We start from the raw sequence: 15700 nt of genomic DNA on the forward strand, positions 1-15700 counted from the left end.
TGCAGTTGGGTGTACAATACGCCCCTACATTCTTTCAGGCTGCCATCATGCTTTCCTACCGCCACAGCTACCACGCCGGCAACTTTGCCGACGTTCTCAAGCACATCGTGCAGATCGCCATCATCGAGTACCTGAAAAAAAAGGACAAACCCTTCACGGTGCACGATACCCACAGTGGCGCGGGGAATTATCTGATCGATAGCACCCACATGCAGAAGACCGGTGAGTTTCACGACGGGATCGAGAAGCTGCTGGATCAGCGCACCGGGGTCGGCGTTATTGACCAGTATGTGAAGCTGGTGAAGCAGTGCAATCCTGTGGGCAAGCTGCGTGAATATCCCGGGTCTCCCAGGATCGCTGCCAGCCTGTTGCGCGAGCAGGATCGGCTTCAATGCACGGAGCTGCACAGCACCGACCATGAATTGCTCACCCAGCTGTTTGCCGGCAACAAGCGGGTGCGGGTGGAGAAAATGGATGCCTGGCAAGGCGTCAAGGCCATGCTGCCTCCCCAGCACCGGCGCGGTATGGTGCTGATCGATCCGTCCTATGAACTGGAGCGGGATTATCGGGACATGCTTCCCGCGTTGCAGATGGCCATGGAGCGTTGGGCTACAGCCACCTATGCAATCTGGTATCCGGTGATGGATCGCAATCGCACCGAGTCGTTCATTCGCCAGTTCGTTAAAGCCGATATCCCCAATATGCTGAGGGTGGAAATGTGTGTGCGGGCAGATGCCTCCGGTCGCGGCATGACCGGATCCGGCCTGCTGGTGATCAACCCGCCCTACACCCTGGCCCAGCACATGGCCCAGGCCATGCCGGTATTGAAGAAGTTACTGTGCGACCCGGAAGCACCGACCCTGGTGCGGCAGCTCACCGAAGAAGCGCCGTCATGAGTGCTCAGTGGGCGGCACAAGTCTGACCGCCCGGCTGCCGACGGTTGGCACTGCAAGGCCGCCAGCGCGCTGGTAGACTGCGCCGCTTTCGATGCCGCGGTGAGTGCTTACTGGCTACCGGGCGCGTATAACTAAACGTCCATGCTCCGGATTGTGCCGCCATGACCGAGACCCGAATTCGTCGACCTTCCCTGGTGGATGCCCTGTTTCCCATCGTCGTGCTGATCAGCTTGCTGGCGGCCGCTGTCTATCTGTATGGCGATGATGCCTCCTACGGCCCCAACCAGATTGCCCTGCTCTTCTGTGCCGGCCTGGCCTCCCTGATCGGCCTGAAAAATGGTCTCACCTGGCGGGAAATCGAAACCGCCATGGTGCGCGGCATTGCCGTGGCACTGGGCGCCATACTGATTCTGCTGATGGTGGGTGCACTGATTGGCACCTGGCGGTTGGCGGGCATCGTGCCGTCACTGATCTACTTCGGTCTGGAACTGATGAATCCCGCCCTGTTCTATGCGGCGGCCTGTCTGATCTGTGCGGTGATTGCCCTGAGCATCGGTTCCAGCTGGACCGTAGCTGCCACCGTGGGCGTGGCGCTGATTGGTGTTGCCAGTGGTCTGGGGTTGTCCCTGCCTGTGGCGGCCGGGGCGGTGGTGTCCGGCGCTTACTTTGGCGACAAGATTTCCCCGCTCTCTGAAACCACCAACCTGGCGCCTGCAGTGGCCGGCTCCGAGCTGTTCGAGCATATCCGGCTGATGCTATGGACCACAGTGCCCTCCATTGTCATCGCCTTGCTGATCTTCCTGGTCCTGGGCCTGAATGCCCGGATACCGGATGCTGGCGTGGATCGTATCGCCCCCCTGCTGGCCGGACTCGAGAGCCAGTTCCATATTTCCCTTCTTCATCTGGTGCCGTTGGGGCTGCTGTTGTTCATGGCGCTCAAGCGCATGCCAGCCTTGCCAGCCATTTTCATTGGTGCACTGGTGGGCGGCGTCTGGGCCTTGTTGTTCCAGCAGGAGGCCATTGCTGTGCAGGCGGGCGTGGCCGACCCGGACTGGGCGCTCACCCTGCAGGTGATCTGGCAGACCTTCTTTTCCGGCATCACGGTGGAGACCGGTGACGCCGCATTGAATGACCTGCTGTCGGGTGGCGGGATGGCCTCGATGATGAACACCGTCTGGCTGATCATGTGTGCCATGGCCTTTGGCGCAGTGATGGAAAAGGCCGGGCTGCTGGCCCGTTTGATCGAAGGACTGCTGGGCATGGTGAAGGGGGCTGCGGGCCTGATCACGGCCACTCTGGGTACCTGTTTTGGCAGCAATATCCTGACTGCGGATCAGTACATCTCGATCATCATGCCCGGCCGTATGTTCCGTGAGGAATATGAGCGGCAGGGGCTGGCGCCGGTGAATTTGTCCCGCGCCCTGGAGGACGGCGGCACCATCACCAGTCCGTTGATCCCGTGGAATACCTGCGGTGCCTACATGCAGTCGGTGCTGCTGGTGCCGGTGACGGACTACCTGTTTTTCGCCTTCTTCAACCTGATCAATCCCGTGCTGGCACTAGCCTACGCCTGGCTGGGCATCAAGGTTTTGCGTTTGAGCCCCCCACAAAAAGCCTCAGCCTGATACCTTGTAAGAGCTGCGCAGATAGGTCTTCAAACAAAAAGGCCCGCCCGGAAACCCGGGCGGGCCTTTTTGCTTTTGGCGCGTTGCCTGTTGCGTGAAGCGTGCTGCGTCGCTCTCACATAAACTGCATGTTCACCGCGAAGAACAGCTGCCATTCCGGCTGACCCGGACCGCGGTCGGCCACGGACACCTGCGGTTCCATGAAAAAGTTGAAAACGGTCTTGTTGGCTTTCACCACCTTGCCAAGCCGTGCCCCCACCGGAACGCTGTAATTGTCCGAGTTGAAATCGTAATTCCAGATCGGCGCAGTGCCGGTGTACCAGCCATCCTGCAGTTGATAGAAAAAGAACGGCTGGAAGGCGGTCAGGCTGACCCGGTCACGGTCATTGGTATCGCCAATGCCGCCACGGTAGATCAGCAGGTAACCGTACTGGTATTTGGCGGAGGTAGCATTGAAGTAAACGTTGGCGAGCCCGGCCTGCCATTGCTCATTGCCCAGTGCATCGTCGGACGCGGTGGGGGCTACCAGTTGCGGCCCCACCCCGAAGCTGACAGCGGGATTACCGGTGTCGATCAGGTAGGCGGCAAAGATGTCGGCATCACCGGAGCCGGTCTGGTGGGCGCCACGCATGCCGGTGGGGAAGGTGTTGATGGGCAGGGAGGCACGCATCAGCCAGGCGCTCTCGCCGATGGAAAATGGCTGGGCATAGCGGAACACCAGCTGATTGGCATCCTCGTCAATATCGGTGAGTTCACCAATGTAGTAATTCTGGACGTTGAAAGCTTTCATGTTGGCCAACGGGTTGTTGGCCTGGGCGGCAGCGTTGTCTTCGGCCTGGCTTGGGGTGGGAAGCATAAGTGCCATGGCGGCAACCATGCCGGTACGCAAGGCGGTGAGGGTATCCATCATGATGCTCTCTCTCTGGTCCGTGAGAAGCATTCAGTGTAACCAAGTGCCGCGAGTCTGACACTCCGATTAACTTTCATTGAACAGCAGCACCAGGGTGCCGCCGCGCAGCGCGCTGCCGTAGTTCAGGTTGATGCCGACGCCCACATTGTCCACGAAAGGGATGTTCATCTTGCGCACATCCAGTAGCCAGCCAATCCCTGCCTCATAGTAGTAATGGTTGCCCAACGGGCCATCCAGATCACCGCCCAGGTCATAGCGCTGGGCCTGCATCCAGACATTCTGGCCGGGCAGGATGCGGGTGACGAAGGGGTGGCGCCAGCGGGCGCCGTTGGACCAGTACCAGGCTTCCGGTTGCACATCGTGGGCGGCTTCGCCGGTGTCGAAGGTGCGGCCGTGCATGTAGTGCAGGCTGCTGATCAGCTTCAGTTCGGCATCCCTTCCGCCCACAAACCAGGTGACGCGGACATGGGGCTCTGCCTGCCAGGCGTTGGCGGAATAGTTGGTGACCAGACCGTCAAACAGCGGTGCGAGTGCCTGTGACTCCGGGGTGTTGAAGTCGGTGCGATTACGGTAGCGCTGCCAGTGCACATTCAGTCCGGCGGCCAGCCCCACATGGCCATTAAAGCGGTGCCGAACTTCGCCGCCCAGCGTCAACGTGGTGATCGAGCTGTCGATGGCGTCAACGGCGCTGCTGTCGGAGCTGATGATCTGGGTTTCCTGTTGCTGGCCCAGATAGGCCGCCTTGGCGCCCAGTACCAGGGTGTTGCTGTCTTCGCCCAGCGGAGTGCTCCATGTGTAGGGAATCGACAGTGTGGAGAGACGCTGGCGTAGCTGCTGGGCTTCCAGTGAGCCCAGGTTTTCATCTTCCAGGCCGATAAAGTTGTTCGGGTCAAAATCCCAGAAACCAAAGCGCACTGCATCCCCGCCGGTGAGCAGAATGGCGGTGACATAGCTTTCTGCCAGGCTGAGGCGGATCACCTTGTCCAGCGGCGAGGCGGCCCGTGATGTGGCGGCGACAGTGGCAAGCAGGGCGAGCAGAACGAGGTGTCGAGTCATGACCAGAGTGGGGAAGTGACTGTGGTGCTAGTTAAGCACAAATATCGCACCTGTTTGCACTGTGGGAGCGGTTGTCCGACCGCGATTTACTCTCTTCCCGGAAAAGATCGCGGTCGAACGACCGCTCCCGCAGGGAAGGTTGGGACTCATGCAAAGAAGCCGCACCCTGCATCCGGGCGCGGCCTCCTGCGTGATTGCTGCTACACAACCGTTTCCGCGTTGTTGCGTGCAGCGTGATGCGTGTTGCGTAAAAGGCGTGTTGCGTCTCTATTAAGGCAGTAACGACTCTGGTTTGAGCTGCTCATCGAAGGTCTCCCGCTGACGTACCACAAAGGCCTGGTCGCCATCCACCATAACTTCGGCGGGGCGGTTGCGGCTGTTGTAGTTGCTGGCCATGGCGAAGCCATAGGCACCAGCACTGCGCACGGCGAGCAGGTCGCCGGTTTCCAGGGCCAGGGCGCGGTCCTTGCCGAGGAAGTCGCCGGTTTCACACACCGGACCCACGATATCCCAGGTGCGGCAATCGGCGTCGTGAGGTTTTACCGGCACGATGTTCTGCCAGGCGGAATACAGGCTCGGGCGAATCAGATCGTTCATGGCGCCGTCGACGATGGCGAAGTTCTTGTGCTCGGTGGGCTTGAGGAACAGCACCTGGGTGATGAACACCCCGGCGTTGGCGGCAATGGAACGGCCCGGCTCGATATGCACCGGCAGGTCACCGGGAATGTGCTTGAGTAGCGCCTGCACGTAAGCGGCGCGGTCCGGTGGGGTCTCGTCGTTATAGGTCACGCCAAGGCCGCCACCCAGATCCAGATGATGGATTTCGATGCCGTGCTTCTGCAGGGTCTCCAGCAGTTTGAGGACGCGCTCCAGGGCATCTTCAAACGGTGCCAGATTGGTGAGCTGGCTGCCGATGTGACAGTCGATGCCGAGAATGCGGATATGCGGCATTTCGTGGGCACGCTGGTACAGGGCCGGGGCCTTCTCGATATCCACGCCGAACTTGTTGTCTTTCAGGCCGGTGGAAATATAGGGGTGAGTCTGGGCGTCCACATCCGGGTTCACCCGGATAGCGATGGGCGCTTCCATTTCCAGCTCGCCCGCCACCAGGTTGAGCAATTCCAGCTCGGCGGCAGATTCCACATTGAAGCAATGAATGTTGGCCTTCAGGGCGGCGGCCATCTCGGCGGCGGTCTTGCCGACACCGGAGAAGACAATCTTGTCCGGATCGCCGCCGGCACGCAGTACTCGCTCCAGCTCTCCACCGGAGACGATATCGAAACCGGCACCGCAGCGGGCCAGCACGTTCAGTACTGCCAGGTTGGAGTTGGCCTTGACCGCATAGCAGACCTGATGGGGGTGGTCGCCAAAGGCTTCGTCGAACGCCTTGTAATGACGCTCCAGCGCAGCGCGGGAATAAAGATACAGCGGCGTGCCGAAGCGGTCCGCCAGCTGTTCTACAGGCAGTTCTTCGGCAAAAAGCTGGCCGTCTCGGTACTGAAAGGGATCCATGATCAGTCCTGTTCGTCGTCTTGCTGAGTATCGTCAGCGGTGTCAGGGGCCGGTTGACTGGTGGCCGGCTGTTCGGTCTCGTCCGGGGCAAAATACAGCGGACCTTTCTGGCCGCATCCGGCAAGGAGGGCAAGCAGGCACAGGGCGGAGAGGCGCATGATTGGGCTCCGGCGTTGGCTGGCGGCACACTGGGTATGCCTCCAGAGAATGGCTTAGGCGTTCCCGGTATTGTCCAGCGCTTCGCGGGCGCGGGCAACGGCGGCGCGAACCTGGTCGGGGGCGGTGCCGCCGATATGGTTACGGGCGCTCACGGAGCCTTCCAGGGTCAGCACCTCGAAGACATCCTCGTCGATCTGGTCGCTGAATTGCTTGAGCTCGGACAGGGACATGTCGCCCAGATCCTTTTTCTTCTCCACGCCGTAGGCCACGGCCTTGCCGACAATCTCGTGGGAGTCGCGGAAGGCGATGCCCTTGCGCACCAGGTAATCGGCCAGGTCGGTGGCGGTGGCGAAACCACGACGGGCGGCTTCGCGCATCACTTCCCGGTTGGGTTCCAGGGCCGGGATCATGTCGCCGAAGGCGCGCAGGCTACCCTTGAGGGTGTCCACGGCATCGTACAGCGGTTCTTTGTCTTCCTGATTGTCCTTGTTGTAGGCCAGCGGCTGGCTTTTCATCAGGGTTAGCAGGCTGATCAGGTGGCCGTTGACGCGACCGGTCTTGCCGCGCACGAGCTCGGGCACGTCCGGGTTCTTCTTCTGCGGCATGATCGAGCTGCCGGTGCAGAAACGGTCGGGCAGGTTGATGAAGTTGAACTGGGCGCTGGTCCACAGCACCAGCTCTTCACTGATGCGAGACAGGTGGGTCATGGACAGGGCGGCCAGGGCACAGAACTCGATGGCGAAGTCGCGGTCGCTCACCGCATCCAGGGAATTCTCACAGACACCGTCAAAACCCAGCAGCTCGCAGGTGCGCTGGCGGTTGATCGGGTAGGTAGTGCCAGCCAGTGCGGCAGCGCCCAGCGGCATGCGATTCACCCGCTTCTTGGCGTCCAGCAGACGCTCGCGGTCACGCTTGAGCATTTCGAACCAGGCCAGCAGGTGGTGGCCAAAGGTCACTGGCTGGGCGGTCTGCAGGTGGGTAAAGCCGGGCATGATGGTGGCGGCTTCGCGCTCGGCCAGGTTGAGCAGGCCCTGCATCAGGTACAGGTACTGCTCTTCCATGATCAGCATTTCGTCACGCAGCCACAGGCGGATGTCGGTGGCCACTTGGTCGTTGCGGCTACGGCCGGTGTGCAGCTTCTTGCCGGTGATGCCGATCTTGTCGGTGAGGCGCGCCTCGATGTTCATGTGCACGTCTTCCAGGGCCACGGACCACTGGAATTCGCCGGCTTCGATCTCTTTCTGGATTTCCGCCAGGCCATTAATGATGGCGTCGCGTTCTTCCTCGGTGAGTACGCCCACTTCCGCCAGCATGGTGGCATGGGCCTGGGAGCCGAAGATGTCCTGACGGTACATGCGCTGGTCGAAATTCACGCTGGCGGTGAATTCCTGCACGAACTGGTCGGTGGATTCGCTGAAGCGGCCGCCCCAGAGTTTGTTCTGCTGCTTGTCAGTCATCGTCTTGCTCATCTAAAGCCGGAATTGCGGGCGCGCAGTATAGCAGGGACGGCGGAACCTCTGAATAACTGCGTGCGGGCCGGCAATCTGTGCACCGGTTCTGGCCACCGGGAACTATCCCTTGGGGCTGACGCCATGTTCAGGTATAAGTATCTGAAGACTCATAATTTATACCGATAAGGAGCAGGAATGGCGGCCATGGAAGAGCAGCCCTCCTCGAGCTTTCTGCCCGACCTGTGCAGCGCCCGTGCGGTGCTGGTGGTGGTGGTGGTGGCAGAATTGCTGGCGCTGGTCGTCACGTTGGTGGCCACTTACTACAACGATTTCAGTCTGGCCCGTCTCGCCACTACCTCCCTGTTCGTGCAGTGGGTAGGGCTGACCTCGGCGGCACTGGTGTGTCAGCTGCGTCATCGTCTCAATCGCCTGCCCTCCAGCTGGGCGGCGGTGGCCGTGGTGCTGATGGTGGTCGTCGATACCCTGATTTTCAGTATTATCGCCACTGCGGTGATGGGCTGGGTGCAGGGGATTCTTCCAGTGGTGTCCCTGATCAATGCCACCACCTTCGTTAACGGGCTGATTGCTGCCATCATCGCCGGGTTGGTGATGCGCTATTTCTACGTGCAGGAGCAGTTGCGCGAGAAGGGGCAGGCGGAGCTGCAGTCCCGCATTCAAGCGCTGCAGTCGCGGATCCGTCCTCATTTCCTGTTCAATTCCATGAATATCATTTCCAGCCTGATCGCGGTGGATCCGGATGCGGCTGAGCAGGTAGTCGAAGACCTTTCCGTGCTGTTCCGGGCCAGCCTGAAAAGTACCGGCAGTGAGGCGACGCTGGAGGATGAACTGGAGCTTTGCCGCCGCTATATTCATATTGAACAGCTGCGCATGGGTGACCGTTTGCAGGTGGATTGGGATATACAGGTAGTCGCCAATCGCGTGCCAATTCCACTGTTAACCTTGCAACCCTTGCTCGAAAATGCCATTTATCATGGTATCCAGCCGTTGGCGGCGGGTGGTCTGGTCACCATTCGCGCCACGGAAGCGGACGGTATGCTGGTGTTGTCGGTGAGCAATCCCAAGCCTGCCGGTGATGGCCATCACAAGGGGAACCGCATGGCACTGGAGAACATTCGCCATCGCCTTGAAGCCCTGTATGGTGACCAGATAGCGGTGGAAGCCCATCCGCAAGAAAAAGAATACGAGATCGAAATTCGATATCCGCTACAACGATAAGGGACGGAGATTATGCGGGTACTAGTATGTGATGATGAACAGCTGGCTCGGGATCGGCTGAAGCGTCTGGTGGAGAAGGCAGACAACGTGGAGGTTGTTGCCGAGGCCGCCAATGGTCGCGAAGCCATCGAACAGGCCCAGGAGCATCGCCCCGATGTGGTGCTGATGGATATTCGCATGCCGGAAATGGATGGCATGGAGGCCGCTGAGCATCTCAGCAAGATTGATAATCCCCCGGCGATCATTTTCTGTACTGCCTATGACGAGCACGCCCTGCAGGCGTTCAAGGTGCATGCGGTGGATTACCTGCTCAAGCCGGTAAGCCTGGGAGACCTGGAAACCGCCATGAGCAAGGCGCGTACCCTCAACCGGGTGCAGCTGGCGGAGCTGGGCAAGGAAGTCAGCGAAGACAAGCCCCGCCGTCGCGGGCATATCAGTGCGCGCACCCATCGCGGGCTGGAGCTGGTGCCCGTGGATGATGTGCGTTACTTCCTGGCAGACCAGAAGTACGTCACCGTGTGTTTCAGCGAGGGTGAAGTGTTGATCGACGAAACTCTCAAGGAGCTGGAGACCGAGTTCGGTGACCAGTTTGTCCGCATTCACCGTAATGCCCTGGTGGCCCTGAGGTATATCGAGGGCATGGAGCTGGCCACGGCCGGGCATCACCAGGTGCGTCTGCGGGGTATTGAAGAGCGATTGACGGTAAGTCGTCGCCATGTGGCGGGGCTGCGTAAGGTGCTGCAGAGCCTTTAGTCACTGGCAGAGCGGGTAATTAACAGGTCTGGCCGGCCATGCTAGCCTTGGCTGTCCTTGGGGTATGCAACAAATAACAACAACAGGAATCACACCATGAAGAAATTGCTGATGCTGCTGGCCAGTGCTGTTCTGCTCAGTGGCTGTGCCACCGCCACCATGCCCGTGTCCGGGCTGCTGTACGCCAATGTGAAGGCGCCCCTTACCGCCACCGCCTCCACCGAGAAGCCAACCCGCGTAGGCCGTGCGTCCACCCGCTCCATTCTCGGCCTGATCGCCTCCGGCGACGCGACCATCCAGACCGCTGCCCGCAATGGCGGCATCACCGAGATCCATCACGTGGATTATGAAGCGCAGAACTTCTTCGGGGTGCTGGCGGAATATACGGTGGTCGTGTACGGCAACTGATAACGACAGCTACAAGCTACAACGCGGCGGAGAGGCTTGAGAAGGCTGCTGCACCGGGGCCGCGTCCAGAGTCTGGGCGCGGCCCCGGTCGTTTATAAAGACCAGGTGCCGGTTTAAGTCATAGGGTTTGTGGTTTTTGATTGGGGCCTCAGGGTTGTCCGGGCGGCTTGGTCGCGGCCCCAAAACGTGAAACAGACACCGCCCTTTATGGCGCGTTGTAGCTTGCAGCTTGAAGCTTGTAGCTGCTTTTCCTGTAGACTAGGGAACCTCAGAGCAATGCCTTGCATGCTCAGTCTTTCAGGCTGGTTCGCAATCTAGGCCCACTTTTCAACTGAACAACAGGATGCCCCATGTCCCGCGAAATCTTGCGTATCGCTACCCGTTCCAGCCCCCTTGCCATTTGGCAGGCAGAGTATGTCCAGCAGCGGCTGGAAAGCCTGCATCAGGGCTTGAGCGTGGAGCTGGTGCGGATCAAGACCCAGGGGGACAAGATTCTCGATACCCCGCTGGCAAAGATCGGTGGCAAGGGCCTGTTCGTGAAGGAGCTGGAAGAGGCGATGATGGATGGCCGTGCGGATATCGCCGTGCATTCCATGAAAGACGTGCCCATGGAGCTGCCTGAAGGTTTTGTGTTACCGGTGATCTGTGAGCGTGAAGATCCCCGCGATGCCTTTGTTTCCAACACTTACGACAGCCTGATGGCCTTGCCCCAGGGAGCCTGTGTGGGCACTTCCAGCCTGCGCCGGCAGGCCCAGGTGAAGGCCAATCGGCCGGATCTGGTGGTGAAAAGCCTGCGCGGTAATGTGCAGACCCGCCTTGGCAAGCTGGATGCCGGCGAGTTCGATGCCATCATTCTGGCGGCCGCGGGCCTCAAGCGCCTGGAAATGCATGACCGCATTCGTTACGAGATGCCCCCGGAAGAATCCTTGCCTGCAGTAGGGCAGGGAGCGGTGGGTATCGAGTGCCGGGAAGGCGATGACCGTACCGTGGAGTTGCTCAGCCCCCTCAGTGATGTGGATACCTGGGACCGGGTGGTGGCCGAACGGGCCATGAATCGTCGTCTGGAAGGCGGGTGTCAGGTGCCCATCGCCGGTTTTGCCCTGCTGGAAGGCGATGAGCTGTGGATGCGTGCCCTGGTGGCAGAAGAAGACGGTAGCCGGGTCTTGCGTGCGGAGGGCCGTGCCCATCGCGCCGACGGCACCGAGCTGGGCGTGCGGTTGGCAGAGGAGTTGCTGGGCCAGGGGGCTGACGCCATCCTCAAGGCACTCTACGACCGCCAGTAGTCATGCGCATTCTGGTCACCCGTCCTGCGGGCCAGCAACAGCCCCTGATGGAGGCCCTGCAATCGGCGGGGCATCAGGCCTGCCATTGTCCTGCCCTGCTGATTGAGCCGCTGCCGGTGAGTGAAGATACGCGCCGGCGGTTGATGGATCTTGATCTCTACCATGCCGTGTTTTTTGCCAGCGCCAACGCTGCCAGGCTGGCTCTCTCCGCCATGGCGGATCTTTGGCCACAGTGGCCGGTGGGCCTGCATTGGCTGGCGGTGGGCAAAGCCACGGCGGCAGAGATGGCCACCTGGCATCTGTCCCCGGAGGTGCCGGCAGAAGGGTTCAACAGCGAAGCGGTGCTGGCCTTGCCCTGTCTTCAAATGCTGAACGAGAAGAAAGTGTTGATCTGCCGGGGTGACAGTGGCCGGGAGCTACTGGCGAATGCGCTGTCGTCTCGCGGGGCCGACGTGGTGGCGTTGCCTTTCTATCGGCGCCGGGCCAACCCGGATTTCCAACTGCCGGAAGACTGTCACTGGATCATGATCACCAGTGTGGAAAGCTGGCGAGCGGTGGCGCCGCACCTGAGCGCCGGCCTTGCCTGGTCGGGGGGCATTGTGGCGGCCGGTGAGCGGGTGGCCACGGCCATTGCCGCAGACTTCGCCGGTGAGATCCGGGTGGCGGCCAGTGCACACGACGCGGATATGGTGGCTGCGCTACCGGATCGGGAGCCTGGATAAAACGTTGTCTGTGCTGGCCATAGCAGCGGCGCATTACATTGTTTAATGGACACAATGCCTTGCCCCCATTAAGGTTTTTCAGGTGTTCAACAATCCTCAATGAGAACATGGAGCTGTCATGACGCAGGACCGTCTTTATTCCCGCCAGACTGGTATGACCCGTTGGCTGATGCTTGTCATCCTGATTCTGGCTGGTTTCATCGGTGCCGGTGGCTGGCTGGGCTGGCAGGAGTACCAGCGTCTGCAGGCTGACAAGGCCGATGTGGTGGGGCAGGTGGAAACGCTCAAGGCAGCCATGGCCGCGCAACGCAGTGACGTGCAAGGGGCGTTGGCGGCATTCGAGAAGAAACAGGCGGAACTGGCCGCTCAGCGTATCAAGGACCGGGCCCTGCTCACCGACATGAAAACTGGTGGCCAGAAACTGTGGCTGATCAACGAGGCTCGCGCCCTGGCCAGCCTGGCGAGCCAGCGACTGCTGCTTACCCAGGATGCCATGGCGGCTCGCCGTCTGCTGGAAGCGGCGGATAACGTGCTTGCCCGCCTTGATGACCCTTCCGTGTTGCCGGCTCGCCAGGCGTTGGCACTGGACATGGACAAACTCAGCCGCGCAGACAAGGTGGATGTGCAGGGCATGGTGCTGCAGCTCGGCGCCCTGCGCCAGACAGTGGCGGAACTGGCTGTGCCAGTGGAAGAAGCGCCGCCGGAGCGGGACACCCCTGAGGTGAGTCAGCCCTGGTGGCAGGATGTGCTCGATCGCATGCCGGTGTCGGTACGTCACCATGAGGGCCGGGTACCCCTGCCGCTTTCCGCCGGCCAGGCTTCCCTGGTGCGCTTGACCCTGGATGGCAGCCTGCAGCAGGCCCAGCTGGCCCTGATGCAGGGCCGCGGGGAGGCCTATCAACAGGCTCTGGATAATGCGGAGATGACACTCAAGGAATGGTTCCGAAGCGATGATCCTCGTGCCGCTCACATGCTAGAAGTGATCGGGGAAATGGGCGGTCGTCAGGTGGCCTATGTGTTGCCGGAGATCGGTGCGGGCCTGGCCGCCATCGAGGCTCTCAAACGCAAGGAAGGTGACGCATGAAGAAGGTCATCCTGCTGGTCATCGTCGCCTTGGTGGCCGCCCTGGTGCTGGGTCGCTGGATGGCGGCAGACTCCGGCTATGTGTTGGTGATCCGTGATGATTTTTCCATGGATACCACCCTGGGCTTCGTGGTGTTGATGTTGATCGTCGCTGCCGTAGCACTGGTGGTGCTGACGTTACTGGGCAACGCTGCCTGGAATGCGCTGGAGCCGGTGCGCGCCACCCGCCGTTGGAAAAAGGCCGTGGCCGCCCGTCGTTTGCGCAGCGGTTTTCTGCAACTGGTGGACGGAGAACTGGACAAGTCCGAGCGTCTGTTGGTGGCCGCCGGTGAAGACGGGGACTGGCCCTTGCTGGCCTGGCTGCTGGCGGCAGAAGCCGCGCAGGAGCAGGAGAAAATGGAGGCCTCCCAGCGTTACCTGGAAAAAGCTGGTGCCGATCACCGTGGCCGTCTTGTGGCGGGCTTGATGAAGGCGCGCTTTGCGCTGGACGAGGGCTACCCGGACCAGGCCCGCGAAGAACTCAAGGTGCTGGCGGACATGGCTCCCCGTAACAAGCGTATTCTGCGCACCTATGCCCAGGTGCTGGAAAGCCAGCGAGACTGGATCACGTTGTGCGACTTGATGCCCAGATTGAAGCGGGCCTTCGGTGAGGGTGAGTCCCGTCGTGAGCGTCGCGCCTGGCTGGCACTGCTGCAGGAAACGGCTCGCAAGCCCGGCTTCAATGATGCGGATAGCCGCCGGGAGGAGCTGCGCAAGCTATGGAAGAATGTACCGGTACAACTCAAGCATGACCCGGCCATGGTGGCCCGCTATACCGGTTTCCTGGCCCAGCTGGGCGGGGGCAAGGGGGCGCTCAATCTGGTGCGAGAACAGCTGGACCAGCAATGGGATGACCGGCTGCCGCCGGTACTGGAAGCCATTGATGAGGTGTCTCCGGATGAGCTGCTGCAGATTCTGGAGCGCTGGCTGGAGCAACGCCCGGGCAACGCCGCAGTGCTGATTACGGCCGGTCGTGTGGCCCTCAAGGCGCGCCTGTGGGGCAAGGCCCAGGGGTTTTTCGAGGCCGCGGCCAATTCCAGTCAGAGCGCCACCGCGCTGGCAGAGCTGTCCCGTCTCTATCAGGCCCTCGGGGACAGTTCCAAGGCCATGAAGACGTTCGAGAAACGTCTGGAGAAGCTGCAGGGCGACCTTCCTGCGCTGCCGTTGCCGGACAAGTCGGTTTAATTAACGCTGCACGCATCACGCGGCATGTAACACGCAAAAGCCGCGCCCATTGGGCGCGGCTTTTTTGTGTCGATGAACACGTCTGCGAAGCCGCTGTAGGAGCCCAGCTTGTCTGGGCGAAAGCCGCTTTCGAGTTGCGAGATGCGATTTTCGAAAACCAGCCCCGCCCGCAATGCCGGGTTTTCGTAACTCGAAGCTCACCACTCGCCGTCTCTCGCTCATTCGCCCAGGCAAGCTGGGCTCCTACAGAAACATCTGTGAGGGGGATCAATCCCGTGGCGCGTAATCGAACACGTCACAGTGAATATTGGCAGCGGGGACGCCTTCTTCCACCAGGGCATCAAAGACGGCCCAGGCCATGGGGGGAGAGCCGCCGAGGAAAAACAGGGGAAGATGCGGTTCGCCCAACGCGGCGAGGGCGGCCTCATGCACCAGGCCCTGCTGATGATCCGGGTGCTGCATATCGGAAAGCGCGGTGGTGGCTTCGAAGTCCCGGAGCTGGCTGGTCCAGTCACGCAGCGGGGCGGTGAGATACAGGTCTTCCGCTACCCGGGCGCCCCAGAACAGGCGCACCGGTTGTTGAAAATCCAGTTCCACCAGTCGTTCCATCATGGCTTTCACCGGCGCAAAGCCTGTGGAGCCGCAAATGAACCATACGGGCTGGTCCGGCGCGCTATCGATAAAGCGCACGCCGGCAGGTAGGGTAACGCTGACCGTGGCGTCGTTGGCCAGGCTGGCCATGATGTCCTGGGCTGCGCTGTTGTCATCGCCATGGCGAATGTGCAACTCAAGCTGCCGCCCCTGGCAGGCATTGGCGATGGAGAACGGATAGCACTCACCATGCAGGTTGAGCATCAGGTATTGGCCGGCATGCCAGTGGATGCGTTTGCCCGCAGGCAACATCAACCATGCACGGCTGACATCGTGATTGAGGGGCTCAATCCTGCTGATCTGGCAATTCAGGGTATGTACTGGCAGTTCGCCGGGAGCCGTCACTTCTGACACGCTAATCTCGCAATCGCTCAAGGGCTGGGCAACGCAGTATAGCACCTGAGTGCTATCCGCTTCGCCCGCACGAATGGTGTGGTTTCTTTGCTGGACGTATCCGCGGGTGAGAGCGCCCTCACAGCGCAGACAGTTGCCGTTGCGGCACGCCACAGGAAAACTGAAGCCGGCCAGCTGGCCGGCCTCGACGATGTTCTGGTCTGCACGGCAGGGAAAGGCGTCCTTGCCGTTGACGGTGATCGTGTAGGTTGTCATCCGGGTAGGGTGGAGATTATTCGCTGCGCTCACCCCTACGGGGCCAGCCTGCGGCTGTTCTGCGCTTCGCTTGTGGGCGTGAGCCCATCTCCATCATCTTGCTCCAACGGATTACGGCGGAG

15 protein-coding genes are annotated in these 15700 nt (G+C 60.8%); 9 read left to right on the forward strand and 6 right to left on the reverse strand.

Annotation, left to right across the window (positions count from 1 at the left end):
- Positions 1-47 precede the first annotated feature (47 nt).
- Both rlmJ and nhaC read left to right on the forward strand, forming a co-directional pair.
- Complete coding sequence (gene rlmJ / locus HF945_RS01085) at positions 48-896, forward strand: 23S rRNA (adenine(2030)-N(6))-methyltransferase RlmJ (RefSeq protein WP_290523951.1); 849 nt, start codon at positions 48-50, stop codon at positions 894-896.
- A gap of 161 nt (positions 897-1057) precedes the next feature.
- Positions 1058-2521, forward strand: coding sequence for a Na+/H+ antiporter NhaC (gene nhaC / locus HF945_RS01090; protein WP_290523952.1), 1464 nt, complete (start codon positions 1058-1060; stop codon positions 2519-2521).
- Between the two features lie 115 nt (positions 2522-2636).
- Here nhaC and HF945_RS01095 read toward each other — a convergent pair whose 3' ends face one another.
- The 5 genes from HF945_RS01095 to argH all read right to left on the reverse strand — a co-directional run bounded on the left by HF945_RS01095 (position 2637) and on the right by argH (position 7615).
- On the reverse strand, positions 2637-3461 hold the full coding sequence (locus HF945_RS01095; RefSeq protein ID WP_290523953.1) for a hypothetical protein: 825 nt from the start codon (positions 3459-3461) through the stop codon (positions 2637-2639).
- 36 nt (positions 3462-3497) lie between these two features.
- Entirely contained in the window at positions 3498-4487 is a 990-nt protein-coding gene (locus tag HF945_RS01100; RefSeq protein ID WP_290523954.1) for a Solitary outer membrane autotransporter beta-barrel domain, read from the reverse strand.
- A 270-nt stretch (positions 4488-4757) separates the two neighbouring features.
- Positions 4758-5999: a diaminopimelate decarboxylase gene (gene lysA, locus HF945_RS01105; RefSeq protein WP_290523955.1), complete on the reverse strand. Its 1242-nt coding sequence runs from the start codon at positions 5997-5999 to the stop codon at positions 4758-4760.
- A 2-nt stretch (positions 6000-6001) separates the two neighbouring features.
- Positions 6002-6157 carry a lipoprotein gene (locus HF945_RS01110; protein ID WP_290523956.1) on the reverse strand — a complete coding sequence of 52 codons (156 nt, stop codon included), beginning with the start codon at positions 6155-6157 and terminating at the stop codon, positions 6002-6004.
- Positions 6158-6211: 54 nt separating this feature from the next.
- Positions 6212-7615: an argininosuccinate lyase gene (argH, locus tag HF945_RS01115; RefSeq protein WP_290523957.1), complete on the reverse strand. Its 1404-nt coding sequence runs from the start codon at positions 7613-7615 to the stop codon at positions 6212-6214.
- Between the two features lie 189 nt (positions 7616-7804).
- On the opposite strand from argH, the gene HF945_RS01120 reads away from it, so the two are divergent.
- From HF945_RS01120 to HF945_RS01150, 7 genes are all read left to right on the forward strand, one after another.
- Complete coding sequence (locus HF945_RS01120; protein WP_290523958.1) at positions 7805-8845, forward strand: sensor histidine kinase; 1041 nt, start codon at positions 7805-7807, stop codon at positions 8843-8845.
- A gap of 12 nt (positions 8846-8857) precedes the next feature.
- The gene (locus HF945_RS01125) at positions 8858-9598 is read left to right on the forward strand and encodes a LytTR family DNA-binding domain-containing protein (protein ID WP_290523959.1); all 741 of its coding nucleotides are present in this window, start codon (positions 8858-8860) and stop codon (positions 9596-9598) included.
- 96 nt (positions 9599-9694) lie between these two features.
- Positions 9695-10006, forward strand: coding sequence for a TRL domain-containing protein (locus HF945_RS01130; RefSeq protein WP_161318484.1), 312 nt, complete (start codon positions 9695-9697; stop codon positions 10004-10006).
- 350 nt (positions 10007-10356) lie between these two features.
- Positions 10357-11289 (forward strand): hydroxymethylbilane synthase, encoded by a 933-nt coding sequence (hemC, locus tag HF945_RS01135; protein ID WP_290523960.1) that lies wholly within the window; start codon positions 10357-10359, stop codon positions 11287-11289.
- A gap of 2 nt (positions 11290-11291) precedes the next feature.
- Complete coding sequence (locus HF945_RS01140) at positions 11292-12011, forward strand: uroporphyrinogen-III synthase (RefSeq protein ID WP_290523961.1); 720 nt, start codon at positions 11292-11294, stop codon at positions 12009-12011.
- Positions 12012-12129: 118 nt separating this feature from the next.
- Positions 12130-13095, forward strand: a complete 966-nt coding sequence (locus HF945_RS01145; protein WP_290523962.1) for a uroporphyrinogen-III C-methyltransferase — start codon at positions 12130-12132, stop codon at positions 13093-13095.
- Complete coding sequence (locus HF945_RS01150) at positions 13092-14318, forward strand: heme biosynthesis HemY N-terminal domain-containing protein (protein ID WP_290523963.1); 1227 nt, start codon at positions 13092-13094, stop codon at positions 14316-14318. The genes HF945_RS01145 and HF945_RS01150 overlap by 4 nt, the downstream gene beginning before the upstream one ends.
- A gap of 267 nt (positions 14319-14585) precedes the next feature.
- Here HF945_RS01150 and HF945_RS01155 read toward each other — a convergent pair whose 3' ends face one another.
- A complete protein-coding gene (locus tag HF945_RS01155) occupies positions 14586-15578 on the reverse strand; it encodes a 2Fe-2S iron-sulfur cluster-binding protein (RefSeq protein WP_290523964.1) in 993 nt (330 codons plus the stop codon).
- Between the last annotated feature and the right edge of the window lie 122 nt (positions 15579-15700).

This window comes from Alcanivorax sp. (genome assembly GCF_017794965.1).
In the GTDB taxonomy this organism is placed as follows: domain Bacteria; phylum Pseudomonadota; class Gammaproteobacteria; order Pseudomonadales; family Alcanivoracaceae; genus Alcanivorax.

Bases quoted from the DNA above. Each gene is read 5' to 3' on its own strand.
- argH (WP_290523957.1), bottom strand. From the start codon at position 7,615: ATGACTGACAAGCAGCAGAACAAACTCTGGGGCGGCCGCTTCAGCGAA.
- HF945_RS01150 (WP_290523963.1), top strand. From the start codon at position 13,092: ATGAAGAAGGTCATCCTGCTGGTCATCGTCGCCTTGGTGGCCGCCCTG.
- HF945_RS01120 (WP_290523958.1), top strand. From the start codon at position 7,805: ATGGCGGCCATGGAAGAGCAGCCCTCCTCGAGCTTTCTGCCCGACCTG.
- lysA (WP_290523955.1), bottom strand. From the start codon at position 5,999: ATGGATCCCTTTCAGTACCGAGACGGCCAGCTTTTTGCCGAAGAACTG.
- nhaC (WP_290523952.1), top strand. From the start codon at position 1,058: ATGACCGAGACCCGAATTCGTCGACCTTCCCTGGTGGATGCCCTGTTT.
- HF945_RS01130 (WP_161318484.1), top strand. From the start codon at position 9,695: ATGAAGAAATTGCTGATGCTGCTGGCCAGTGCTGTTCTGCTCAGTGGC.
- HF945_RS01110 (WP_290523956.1), bottom strand. From the start codon at position 6,157: ATGCGCCTCTCCGCCCTGTGCCTGCTTGCCCTCCTTGCCGGATGCGGC.
- HF945_RS01155 (WP_290523964.1), bottom strand. From the start codon at position 15,578: ATGACAACCTACACGATCACCGTCAACGGCAAGGACGCCTTTCCCTGC.
- HF945_RS01100 (WP_290523954.1), bottom strand. From the start codon at position 4,487: ATGACTCGACACCTCGTTCTGCTCGCCCTGCTTGCCACTGTCGCCGCC.
- rlmJ (WP_290523951.1), top strand. From the start codon at position 48: ATGCTTTCCTACCGCCACAGCTACCACGCCGGCAACTTTGCCGACGTT.
- HF945_RS01125 (WP_290523959.1), top strand. From the start codon at position 8,858: ATGCGGGTACTAGTATGTGATGATGAACAGCTGGCTCGGGATCGGCTG.
- HF945_RS01140 (WP_290523961.1), top strand. From the start codon at position 11,292: ATGCGCATTCTGGTCACCCGTCCTGCGGGCCAGCAACAGCCCCTGATG.
- HF945_RS01095 (WP_290523953.1), bottom strand. From the start codon at position 3,461: ATGCTTCTCACGGACCAGAGAGAGAGCATCATGATGGATACCCTCACC.
- HF945_RS01145 (WP_290523962.1), top strand. From the start codon at position 12,130: ATGACGCAGGACCGTCTTTATTCCCGCCAGACTGGTATGACCCGTTGG.
- hemC (WP_290523960.1), top strand. From the start codon at position 10,357: ATGTCCCGCGAAATCTTGCGTATCGCTACCCGTTCCAGCCCCCTTGCC.